Here is a 12487-nt window from a genome sequence, read left to right as displayed (position 1 = left end):
TCGTTATTTTTAAGCATCTTTTTTACCGGGATTTTTCTCTAGTGAGCTTGGTGGCGCTACAAAAATCCATAAAGCCTTTTTTATACTTCCTGCGCGGCGCATATTTTTAAAAATATCTACCCAGACATGAAAAACATGCTTCACAGGATTAAAATGTTTTGGCTGATCTATAATTCCGTAGATCGATTTTTCAGTTTCTGGCTCAAAAGTGCCAAACATACGATCCCAGATTATAAAGGTTGAACCATAATTTTTATCCAGGTAATTTTCATTTCTTCCGTGGTGAACGCGGTGATGCGAAGGCGTCACGAAGAAGAAATTAAACCATTTTGGCATTCTGTCGATTAATTCAGTATGAATCCAAAACTGATATAAAACAGCAATTTGGTGACAAATAAAAAACACAACAGGGTGGAAGCCTAAAAAACTAATCGGGATAAAAAAGATCACTTTTATCTGCTGTGTCCACGACAATCTAAACGAAGTTGAAAGATTATATTTCTCTGAATTGTGGTGCGTAACATGCGTTGCCCAAAGAAAATTTACTTCGTGGCCATAACGATGCGCCCAATATCTACAAAAATCTAAAACAACAAAGCACAAGATCGAAGTGAACCAGTTAACGGGAATACTCCACGAAACCGAATTGTAAACCCATAACACCAATCCAAACATGATCGATTTGGTGACTAAACCTTGTAAAATATAGACCAGTCCTATCGTTAGGGAGGTCAAGAAATCTTTCTTTTCGTAAAGATCTCTTTTTGTTTTCCAGCTAAAGTAAAATTCTAAAAGTGCCAAGCCTATCATAATGGGAGCGGCATATAGAATTAAATCGGGAGCGCTGGAAATTACTTTTTCTAATGTGATTTCCTTTTTCATGGGGTTCTTTTCCTTTTTTAGGAGGATAAAATTTTTGAACTCCACTCGCAAATCTAAAATCTTAAGATTTCAAACTTTAACAGAAAACGGTTTTTTAAATGATTCTGATATTATTTCAATAGCCTAAAATACCATGATATCCCTAAAGACAGGTTTATTGAATAACCACTAAGATCGTCGTGAAAATCATTTCTAGAAACAAACAATCTTGATCTTATAGCGGTTTCAGTAATTTCTCTTTTACTTAAAAATACACTTGGCACCATATTTACTCGCTTTCGTATTTTATAATCTAGATTTACGCCAAAAAGAAAGTTGTAATCGGTTATAATAAGGTCACTTTCATCACCATCGTAGTCATCTTCAGAAAATTCAGTTATAGCAAGACCTGCAAAGGGAGCGATCTTAAGTTTAGGATTATCTACAATCGCGTATCCGTAAGAAAAATCTAGTAAGGCCAGCGTATAATCCAGGTCTTCTTCCCAGTAAGTTCTACCTGAGTAAGCTTGATCTACATTCCCACCAGATATGATCATATTAATGTATAATATTGAGCTTTTATAGGAAAAATCGAAACCAAAATTAAAACCAATCGAATTATCAAAATGTTCTTTTATAGACTCATTTCTAAAACTGTAAGCGGCGCCTACATGCATTCCCATTCCAAAATTAGCTTTTTCATATTTTGGGATGGTATTATTTTCGTAAATCGCTAAACGGTCTGCTATATTAGCAACCCATTCCTGTACAATTTCGTGATCTCTTCCGTTTCGGCTTTGGCTTTGAAAAATTTCAACTTCATTATTCAGTGCTTCGTATTGATTCTGAAAAACGGTTTCAGCTGAAAAATAGGAGCCGAGGTGATCCAGATCATATTGTAATTTTCTTCGGTATAATTCTGCAATATTAAAGATTACCTGGTTATACTGAAGGTTTTCTGGTGTTTTGAATTTAGGGTTTACCCACGAAAGCTGTGTATCGATAAAACAAAAACTTTGTAATCTAAAAAACACGGTATCGTTTACTTTTTCTTTACTCGGGGTGTAACCAATGACATATTTTAATTCTGAAATTGAATTTTCAAAGGAAATTTCAAGCTCTTTAAAGTCGGCCCAGGTTAAATCTCCTTCTTTCCAGTCTTTTCTGGATTCCTGACTGTATACTCCTGTAAAAACGAAGTAGAAGAGTATACAAAAATGTTTGATTTTCATTGAAGTAAGGGAATCATAAGATTCCAAAAGTAATTTTGATTGATAAAATTGATATTAAAAAAAGTCGGCTAAAATTATATAATTTCATTGATAGTTTTCGATAAAAAAGTAACTCTAAAACATCAAATTTCAGATTGTTAGGTTTGATTTAAAATAAAAAAAGGCTGCCAATTGGCAGCCTTTTACTTAACACTTAAAATTTGTTATTGTTTAGGGATTATCCACATTTAGAAGATCCACAATCTTTACAGGTTAAACATCCTTCCTGGTAGATGAGATTAGAGGAATTACAGTTGGTACATTTTTCTTTTTTAGCAAGCGTACCATCTGCAATAAAGCGTTTTAAGGCTCTTGCAACTCCGTTTTTCCAGGTATTAATAGATTCTGAATCTAACTGAAGACTGTTTACAAGATTTACCACATTATCTATTGGCATCCCGTGTCTTAACGTACTTGAAATCAATTTCGCATAGTTCCAGAATTCAGGATTAAATTTGTGCGATAAACCTTCAATAGTGGTTTTATAGCCTCTTTTATTTTTATACTGAAAATCGTAACGAGAAGTTCCGTCTTCATTTCGGTTTTTAATAATTAAACCTTCATTTACCCAACGCGGGATAAGGATCCCATCTTCATCATCAGAAAATCCGGTAAAGATCTCGTAAGGTCTGCCGTCGATTAATCCAATAAATGCGATCCATTTATCTTTATTATTTTGGAAGCGTACAACATCTGCTTCTAAAACCTGTGGACGCTTTGTAGGGAAAATTCCGGTTTCTTCCTGCTCTTCTTCTTTTTTCTCGTCGTTAGAGATTAAAACTCCAGAACGTGATCCATCACGATAAACCGTAACACCTTTACAACCGGCCTGCCACGCTTCAAGATAAAGTTTACCTACAAGATCTTCGCTAACATCATTAGGCAAGTTAATGGTTACACTAATAGAGTGATCTACCCATTTTTGTACTGCTCCCTGCATTCTTACTTTACTTAACCAGTCTACATCGTTACTGGTTGCCTGATAATAAGGAGAAGCTTTCACCAATTCATCCAACTCGGCATTCGAGTAATTTTTATCAATATCGTGACCGTTTACCTTCATCCATTCTTTAAAACGATGATGGAAAACCACATATTCTTCCCAGCTATCGCCAACTTCGTCTACAAAGTCTACACGAACATCTTTATCGTTAGGATTTACTTTTCTTCTACGTTTATAAACCGGTAAGAAAACAGGCTCTATTCCAGAAGTTGTTTGCGTCATTAAACTGGTTGTACCGGTAGGGGCAATGGTTAAAAGAGCGATGTTTCTACGGCCATATTCTAACATATCGTAGTATAATTTTTCATCGGCTTCTTTCAATCTAAGAATAAACGGATTCTCTTTTTCACGATCTGAATCAAAAATAGAAAATGCACCTCTTTCTTTTGCAGTATCTACAGATGCACGATAAGCAGCAAGGGCAATATTCTTGTGAATTTCTGTTGAAAATTCTACACCTTCTTCGCTTCCGTATCTAATACCAAGTCCCGCAAGCATATCACCTTCAGCAGTGATGCCAATACCAGTTCTACGACCTTCCTGAGCTTTCTTTTGTATATTTAACCAAAGGTTTTTCTCAACTCCTTTTACCTCATCAGTTTCTGGATCTGCGTCGATCTTTTCGATAATTGCATCGATCTTTTCTAATTCAAGATCGATAATATCGTCCATAATTCGTTGTGCAGCACCAATATGTTTTTTGAAAAGCTCGTAATTAAACTTCGCTTTATCTGTAAAAGGATCTTCAACATAAGAGAATAAGTTGATGGCTAATAATCGACAAGAATCATAAGGACAAAGTGGGATTTCACCACAAGGGTTGGTAGAAACTGTTTTATAACCAAGATCTGCATAGCAATCTGGTACAGATTCGTTAATTACCGTATCCCAGAAAAGAATACCAGGTTCTGCCGATTTCCAGGCATTGTGAACAATTTTCTTCCAAAGCTTTTCTGCCTCAATTTCTTTGCTGAATTTAGGTTCACTGCTAAAAACAGGATATTTTTGAGTATAAGCTGTTTTATTCTTTACAGCTCTCATAAAATTATCATCAATTCTTACCGAAACATTTGCCCCGGTAACTTTACCCTGCTCCATTTTAGCATCGATAAAATCTTCTGAATCTGGGTGATTAATCGATACTGAAAGCATTAATGCACCGCGACGACCATCTTGCGCAACTTCTCTGGTAGAGTTAGAATAACGCTCCATAAAAGGAACAATTCCTGTTGAGGTTAAAGCCGAGTTTTTTACTGCTGAACCTTTAGGTCTTATGTGTGATAAATCGTGACCAACACCACCACGACGTTTCATTAATTGTACCTGCTCCTGGTCGATTTTCATAATTCCGCCATAAGAGTCTGAACTACCATCGTTACCAATAACAAAACAGTTAGATAATGAAGCAATCTGGTAAGGATTTCCTATTCCTGCCATTGGGCTCCCCTGCGGTACGATGTATTTAAAATCTTTAATAAGATCGAAAACCTCATCCTCTGTCATTGGGTTAGGATATCGCTGTTCTACGCGAGCAATCTCTTTCGCAATTCTACGATGCATATCATTAGGGGTCTGCTCGTAGATGTTACCATCAGAATCTTTTAAGGCATACTTGTTTACCCAAACACGGGCGGCTAAATCGTCCCCTTTAAAATACTCTAAAGAAGCCTTAAAAGCTTCATCCTGAGTATAAATTTTAGGAGCTTTAGGAGTTGTTTTTACAGGCATAAATCACGTCTATTAAATTAGAAAAGTAAACTTTGGTAAGGTAAAAGTAAATAAATATTTACAAGCTTATTTATGTTGTAATTCAAAAGTTATCAATAAAATGTTGTTAATAAATTAGTAGTCAGTGAATTGAAAATTTATCAACAGGTTGAAGTTTACAAAATCGGATAACTTTATCGTTAAAATACTTGTGAGAGTTTTAAGTGCTGATTTTTAAGCGCTAAGAAAAAAGGATGGAAATTTTGTTGATTTTCGATAAATTCAACAGAAAATTAAAAGTAGAATTTTCTTTTTAAAAAATTGATTTCAGTATCATAAAAAAATCAAAAAACGGGATAAAAATCTATTTATCCCGTTTTCTAACTTTTGGTAAAAAATTGTTATTCTGTGATCGACCAGATTGCGTAAGAATTGGCAGGAGCTTCAATAATTACTTCGCCATTTTCAGACACCTGAGGACGGTAGTTTGAATTTTCAGAATAATCCATTAAAACTGTAGTATCCCAACTGGTAGTAATGGTTCTTCTTTTTGCATTTTCAGAAGTATTAATATAAAGTATAAGTCCGGGATTGTTTGCATCACCGCTACGTTGCATAATATATTCATCATTATCTGCATAAATTACATTTACAGATCCTGTTGCCAAACTATTATGAATACTAATTAATTTATTTAATTGATCCTGAAATTCTGGATTTTCGTAATCCAGATAAAATAAGGTAGGATAACCAGGATGCGTCATTATAAATGCATAAGCCTTCAGTTTATTCTCTGGAGCGATAATGTTATCTTCGTTTCCATCTTTTTCAGTATCATGATTGGCAGTGAAAGTTACCGCTTTATCTGGGTTTGTTTGCCAAACCTGATCGTTGGTAAGCCCTGTTAAATCATCATTTCTATCAAAAGCCTGTTCCATAACATAGAAAGCTGCAAAATCGAAAACACCGCTTCCGGTAGCTTCGATATGATTTCTTAGTACGCTAGGATTACCATCCCAAAGTTCACTTACTGCGAATCCGCCAACTTCTTCCAACCAATCTTTAATTACAAAATCTTCAAATCCTAAAACATAATCAAAACGCCAGCCATCGAAGCCCATAACATTTTTGTAATATTTTGCTACAGAATTTTCGTCTTTCCATAACCAGTTTTGAACACGCTCCCTATGATGATCTAAGTTGGTTTCTTCGTAAAATAAACTTCCCGGATCGTAATTACTTACACTATTTGGATAAAAATCTTCGTAATCTCTATTAAACATTCCTGAAGCATTACCATGAGTTTCATCAAATAGGGTATAGGTGTCTTTTTCGCGATATGGGTTGTACTGCAAACCACCACCGGAGTTATGGTTTAATACCATATCTGCGATAACTTCGATATTATTATCGTGAGCAGTACTAATCATATTTTCCAGATCTTCTCGAGTTCCAAATCTGGTAGGAACGGTACCATGTTGATCGTATTCTCCAAAGTCATAATAATCTGAAGGATCGTACCCCATAGAATAACCTCCAGATTGCCCTTTACTTGCGGGCGGAATCCATATACGGTTTATCCCGGCATCTGCCCAATTTTCTAATTTATCTGAAATGGTATTCCACCATTCAAATCTTGGCTCTACATCCCAATAAAAAGCCTGCATCATTACCCGGCTTCCATTATCATATTCGGCCAGGTTTAATGCTGAAACCGGTTCAGGTTGTTCTATACCGTTGTCGTCGTCTGGATCAACAGGTGGTGTATCATCATCTGAAGAACAGCTGAAGAAAACAACCAATATTAGCAAATATACTAACGGAATATTTTTTAGTGTTTTTTTCATAAAATAATGAAGTTAGAAAAGGCTGCCGCAGCAGCCTTTTCAATTAGATTATTTATTCAGATACCTGAGGAATAAAAAGGTAACGACCATCAAGATCATTAAACCATACATTATAAGTTCCTGGAGTTACCACGATATTAGGATCGTTGTTATTATTACCCTGTCCGCTTAAAAATGTGTCATCTCCCCAGCTATCTGTCCAGTCGTTATCGGCTCTAATTTTTGCTTCACCTTCAAAAATTTCGATTCCGTTAATATACCAGATGTGAGGGTTAAATGTAGATTGCGTAAAATCGATATCCTGATTCCATCCAGAATCATCTCCTGTAGTTGCAGTACCAATAATACCCATTGCAGAATAAGTTGGCGCGCTACTAGCATCTATACTTTCAAAAGTATATGTGCCATCGGCAGCATTTAATGTAAAGCTATAAAAAGCATCATCGCTAACCGGGAAAGCTTGAGGGTCACCTCCTAAAATATCACTGCTTGTAGCAGCACCTTCGTTAATTCCCCATTGTGGTTGCCAATTTCCTAAACTTTCTATTAGTTTGAAACCTTCTACACCATCACCACCAGCAAATCGACCTTCAAAATAATATATGTCATCATTTTCAGCATCTCTAAAAATAGGGGTGTTGTTGTTATCTGGGTTCCAACCAGCAGCGGTTGCATCACCTACTAAGTATAATTCTCTTTTTAGTTCAACAGCATCTTCAGTAGCTTCTGGAAGTGTTACAGAGACTGTAAGAATGTTAGAGGTTTGCTCTACCACATTACCGGCGTCTGCACCAACATAAGCTCTAACTCTAAAATAAATGTTACCAGTATTTGGAGCTTCTGTTTCTGGATCGTTATCTAAACCAGCTTCTTCAGCTAAGTCTAGCATACTACCAATACTAACGGCAAGATTATTATCTGTAACATCACCTAAAACAGAATAGCTGCTAAAACTTTCTTCTGCAGCTCCCTGTAATTCATAATTAATAGGAGTTTGAACATCAAAATCTACTTCGTTCCAAACAAATCTTTCTGCCAGATTATTAGCATTTGCAGAGGTTAACGTATAAGTATCTGCTGTTTGATTCATAAATGAAATTCCTTCTGGATCTGGCTTTGCGGTAAAAGTAAATCCATCATCTTCGGTACAAGCTGTAAAGCTTAATATTGCGATAAACGCGATGAATAATAGTGTTAACTTTTTCATTGTGTCTTTATATTTATTAATAGCCTGTATTTTGAGTTAAATTTGGATTGATTAAAATAATATTACTTGGTAAAGGGAATAGTGCTCTAAAATCGTCTACAGAAGTTCCAGATTGTGAACCTCCTTTAAAAGGCCATAAATAGCTACCGGATGTAAAGTCGTTATAACGAATAAGATCTGTTCTTCTTTGGCCTTCCCAGTATAATTCGCGAGCTCTTTCATCTAATACAAAATCTACAGTAAGATCGCTTGCAGAAATATTACCATCTGTATTTCCAAAAGCTCTTTGTCTTAACTCATTAATATATCCAACAGCAGCCTGAGTGTTACCACCAGATCCTCCACGGGTAACCGCTTCAGCATAGGTAAGATATATTTCTGCCATTCTAATTAAAGGTAGATCTGTATCTACAAAATCACCACCAGCATCGCTACCAGCATTTCCTTCAGAATCGATATTCTTAAATTTTGTTACTGCATAGCCATCAGTAAAGGTGTTTGCAATAGTGTTGATTTCAAGATTTTGACCTTCAGTAAAGAACATTGCTCGATGGTCTGCCCATTCGGTTGGATTTCCATCTTCATCTGAAGCGGTTACCGCATAGTCGAATTTATTAACCAGGGCTTTTGTGGTTCTTAAACCAGACCATCCGCCGTTTACTCCAAATGCAGCGGCATCCATATCACCACCGATAGCAGCGTGAACAAGGAAGGTTGTTCCTCCATAAGTTCTTGAGCTGTTACCATCAAAGTTCAATGCGAAGATAAATTCGTCCTGAGCACCATTACTATCATTGTCTGCTAAGAAAAGTTCGTCGTAAGCAGATCCATTTCCATTAGCATCTACTGTATTGATCTGGTAAGATGAATTGATCACCTGGTTCGCATAGGTGATCGCATCTGTATAACGATCCTGTCCTATCCAGGTTTCAGCGTTAAGATAAAGTTTTGAAAGAAGAGCCCAGGCTGCAACACGATCTACACGGCCATATTCGCTAGCACCACTTTCATTTAAATTATTCTGAATTTCGGTTAATTCAGCTTCAATATAATTGAAGATCTCTTCTCTTGAATTTTGAGCTGGTAATTCAGTTGAAATCTGAGTTACCAAAGGAACATTTCCATAAAGATCGATCAGGTTGTAATACGCAAATGCTCTTAAGAAACGTGCTTCAGCAATAAAAGAAGCTACTGAAGGATCATCCAAAGAGGATGCATTTGAAATAAAAGAGTTACAAAAAGATACCTCCTGCGCAAGACGATAATACATTGCTGTGGTAAAATCATTTCCTGCACCCCAGCTCATAGCATGTAAATTAGGAAGTCCCGGGTCACCCCAACCTACAACAGCATTATCTGTAGTAAGCTCATTTAAACTAAATAACATTCTGGAATATTGTGAAGTTCCTTCATCTATTCCAGAAATATCAGGTTGTCCTGCTGGTCCCTGTTGTCCTGTTAAGGCCAAACTGGCATAAAGTTTAGCTAAAGCACCTCTTGCCTCGTCTGCATTAGCAAATACATCATTCTCTGTAAAACTATCTGGATCGATAGGTGTTTGATCCAGGTCATCATGGCAAGACACTATAATAAGTGTAGGTATGATGAGCGCTAATTTCTTTATATAATTCATTTTCATACTTCTTTTTTTAGAAATTAAGATTTACACCAACGGTAAAAGTTCTTGGTCTTGGATAGAAGTTATTGTCGATACCTCCATTAATTTCTGGATCAAGACCATCATAGTCTGTCACGATAAGCACGTTTTGCGCTGTACCATAAAGACGTAGTGTAGATTCTTCAAAGATTTGATCGAAAGTATATCCTAGTGTGATATTGTCTAATTTGAAGAAAGACGCATCTTGTACATAGTAATCACTTTGTAGATTAGTTTCAGTTAAACTTTGGAAACCAGTATTAAAGTAATCTCTATGTAGATTTGTTAGAATACTATTCTCTGTAGCTCTTATCTCATAAGATTTTGCAGAAGCCATATTGTTATATGCATAGTTTCCTAAACTAGCTCTAGATACAACCGCTAGATCCCAATTCTTAAAACTAACATTGGTATTTAATCCCATAGTGATATCTGCAAAAGGATCCTTGTATAAATATTTATCTTCATCGTTGATCTGGTTGTCACCATTACGATCTACATAAGCACCTTCGATTGGTCTTCCCGCTTCATCATAAACCTGTTTGTAAACCCAGTAGCTAAAAGGAGAATATCCTTCTTTGTGTAATTGGATATTATTACCAGTACCTCCATTGATTCCACCAGTCTCTACCTGGTCTGGTAAATTGGTGATCTCATTATCGTTATAAGCGATATTGTAGCCAATACTCCATTTAAAATCATCGGTTTGTACAGGAACTACATTTAATTCGAATTCAACACCTCTGTTTTCCATGTCTCCAATGTTCTTATCGATACCATTAGAAAAGTTAGTAAATGGATCTACCGTTACGTAGCTAATCATATCTTCTGTTCTCTTAAGATATGCGTTGATAGATCCAGAGATTCTGCTATTAAAGAATGAATAATCTAAACCGGCATTTAAAGTTTTTCCAACTTCCCATCTAAGGTCTTCGTTATAAGCTTCTGGACGGTAAGTTTGGTAATATGATTGTCCAAATTGATAATATGCATTAGATCTTGAACCTGTATATTTCGTTAAGAAAAGATAATCTCCAAGACCATTTACGTTTGCGATCTCACCATAACCTACACGAAGTTTTAATTGATCTACAGTATTAGAATTAAAGAATTCTTCGTTATTAATATTCCAGGCTACAGCAAAAGAAGGAAAGTATCCCCAACGATCATCTGGATTTAATTTAGAAGAAGCGTCAGCTCTTAAAGTTGCAGTTACTAAGTAACGATCTGCATAGTTATAATTTGCTCTACCAAAATATGATAGTAATGTACTTCTCCATTTATCGATAAATTCTGCATCGTTTCCTTCTTCTGCAGCTTCACTATCAAAACTGTAGTTATCGTTTTCGAAACTCTGATAAGAATATCCCAAAACAGCGTTCAAACTGTGGTCATCAAAATCATTATCGTAAGTTAAATAAGCATCGAAAAGTTTATTAGTAGAGTTATTCGTATAATTTGAGTATGAGCCATTCCAATCTAACTGAGAAGATGGCATATTTTCTGAAACTATCGTTCTACCATGACTATTAGTTCTATCTAGTCCAACGTTAACAGTCGCTGTGATCTCTGGGAAAAAGTGTAGTTTATAGTCAACTTTTGCATTTCCTATAAAACGACGAACTTCAGCAGAATCATCTTTTTCGTTAATCAGTGCAATTGGGTTGACAGGAGCCAGGTTGTTTAAAGCATATCTATCTGCTTCCTCACTATATACTAACCATGAATTATAGTTACTAAATGGAGAGTTTGGATCATAAATAGGCTGTGTAGGATCGTAATCTACAGATGTTCCAATCGCATCACGGTTTGCGAACGTATTTTCAGTATACATTCCACGTCCGTTAAGCTCAAATTTCAAATGACCATCCATAAAACTTGGCCTTAAGCTTACAGATCCTGTTGTTCTGGAAAAGTTATCACCAGATAAAATTCCATCCTGATCTGTATACCCAACTGAAGCACGAGTTGGCATAAATCCACCAATGTTTCCGGTAGTACTTAAATTGTGATCAAATCCTATTGCTTCAGAATAGATTTCTTCCTGCCAATTTATGTTAGCATCACCTAGTCTTTCGATAGCTGCTTCGTTCCCAACCTCGTTTACCAATGCTCTAAACTCATCAGCATTCATTACATCTACATAATTTGTAGGTCTTGACACTGTTGTGTTACCAGAGTAGTTGAATTTAAATTCCTGTCCTTTACCTTTTTTAGTAGTAATTAAAACTACACCATTGGCAGCACGAGAACCATAGATCGCTGTAGAAGAAGCATCTTTTAGAACGGTCATGCTCTCGATATCATTTGGATTAATGAAATCTAACGGGTTTCTAGATCCACCAACATTGCTGTTGTCTAATGGAATTCCATCTACTACGTAAAGAGGAGAACTATTTAAAGAAATAGATCCAATACCACGAATATTGATACTTTGTCCCTCACCAGGGGCTCCACCACCTGAAGTCACGGTAACACCGGCGATCTTACCAGTGATTAACTGTCCTGCAGTGTTTACCTGTCCCTGGTTAAAATCTTCAGTAGAAACCTGATTTACGGCACCTGTTGCATCTTTTTTACGAACGGTACCATATCCAACCACAACTACTTCATCTAAAGTAGCCTGGTCTTCGTCTAACTGTACATCTATTGTTTGCTGTCCTGTGAATTCGACCTCTTTAGTAGAGAATCCTAAAAATGAAAAAGCGATGGTATCACCCACTACAAGGTTTTCGATAGTGTATAAACCATCAAAGTCTGTAATGGTTCCATTGCTGGTTCCTTTTACAATCACGTTTGCTCCAGGCACCGGCATTCCGGTTGCGGTTTCAGAAACCGTTCCAGAAACGGAATTTTGGGCAAAAAAGCTCATCGGCAGCATAAGCAGCAAAAACAATGTGCTTTTAATTAATGTTCTCATAAATTTCCCTATTG

7 protein-coding genes are annotated in these 12487 nt (G+C 36.2%); all 7 read right to left on the bottom strand.

What is annotated here, in order from left to right; translation table 11 throughout:
• Window positions 1-9 precede the first annotated feature (9 nt).
• Window positions 10-882, bottom strand: coding sequence for a sterol desaturase family protein (locus IIF7_RS03125; RefSeq protein WP_084840220.1), 873 nt, complete (start codon window positions 880-882; stop codon window positions 10-12).
• A 110-nt stretch (window positions 883-992) separates the two neighbouring features.
• Complete coding sequence (locus IIF7_RS03120; RefSeq protein ID WP_084840219.1) at window positions 993-2093, bottom strand: hypothetical protein; 1101 nt, start codon at window positions 2091-2093, stop codon at window positions 993-995.
• 217 nt (window positions 2094-2310) lie between these two features.
• The gene (locus tag IIF7_RS03115) at window positions 2311-4863 is read right to left on the bottom strand and encodes an adenosylcobalamin-dependent ribonucleoside-diphosphate reductase (RefSeq protein WP_084840218.1); all 2553 of its coding nucleotides are present in this window, start codon (window positions 4861-4863) and stop codon (window positions 2311-2313) included.
• Window positions 4864-5243: 380 nt separating this feature from the next.
• Window positions 5244-6689: an alpha-amylase gene (locus IIF7_RS03110; RefSeq protein WP_084840217.1), complete on the bottom strand. Its 1446-nt coding sequence runs from the start codon at window positions 6687-6689 to the stop codon at window positions 5244-5246.
• A 52-nt stretch (window positions 6690-6741) separates the two neighbouring features.
• Window positions 6742-7896 carry a SusF/SusE family outer membrane protein gene (locus tag IIF7_RS03105; protein ID WP_084840216.1) on the bottom strand — a complete coding sequence of 385 codons (1155 nt, stop codon included), beginning with the start codon at window positions 7894-7896 and terminating at the stop codon, window positions 6742-6744.
• A 16-nt stretch (window positions 7897-7912) separates the two neighbouring features.
• Entirely contained in the window at window positions 7913-9535 is a 1623-nt protein-coding gene (locus IIF7_RS03100) for a RagB/SusD family nutrient uptake outer membrane protein (RefSeq protein WP_084840215.1), read from the bottom strand.
• A gap of 10 nt (window positions 9536-9545) precedes the next feature.
• Window positions 9546-12473, bottom strand: coding sequence for a SusC/RagA family TonB-linked outer membrane protein (locus IIF7_RS03095; protein ID WP_176218887.1), 2928 nt, complete (start codon window positions 12471-12473; stop codon window positions 9546-9548).
• Window positions 12474-12487 lie beyond the last annotated feature (14 nt).

It is taken from the genome of Zunongwangia atlantica 22II14-10F7 (genome assembly GCF_002094855.1).
GTDB lineage: Bacteria > Bacteroidota > Bacteroidia > Flavobacteriales > Flavobacteriaceae > Zunongwangia > Zunongwangia atlantica.
Note: the sequence above shows the minus strand (reverse complement) of the source record. Positions and strands in the feature narration are given on the sequence as shown.

Excerpts from the sequence above, each read along its gene's own strand:
- IIF7_RS03125 (WP_084840220.1), bottom strand. The coding sequence starts at position 882 with ATGAAAAAGGAAATCACATTAGAAAAAGTAATTTCCAGCGCTCCCGAT.
- IIF7_RS03120 (WP_084840219.1), bottom strand. The coding sequence starts at position 2,093 with ATGAAAATCAAACATTTTTGTATACTCTTCTACTTCGTTTTTACAGGA.
- IIF7_RS03115 (WP_084840218.1), bottom strand. The coding sequence starts at position 4,863 with ATGCCTGTAAAAACAACTCCTAAAGCTCCTAAAATTTATACTCAGGAT.
- IIF7_RS03110 (WP_084840217.1), bottom strand. The coding sequence starts at position 6,689 with ATGAAAAAAACACTAAAAAATATTCCGTTAGTATATTTGCTAATATTG.
- IIF7_RS03105 (WP_084840216.1), bottom strand. The coding sequence starts at position 7,896 with ATGAAAAAGTTAACACTATTATTCATCGCGTTTATCGCAATATTAAGC.
- IIF7_RS03100 (WP_084840215.1), bottom strand. The coding sequence starts at position 9,535 with ATGAAAATGAATTATATAAAGAAATTAGCGCTCATCATACCTACACTT.
- IIF7_RS03095 (WP_176218887.1), bottom strand. The coding sequence starts at position 12,473 with ATGAGAACATTAATTAAAAGCACATTGTTTTTGCTGCTTATGCTGCCG.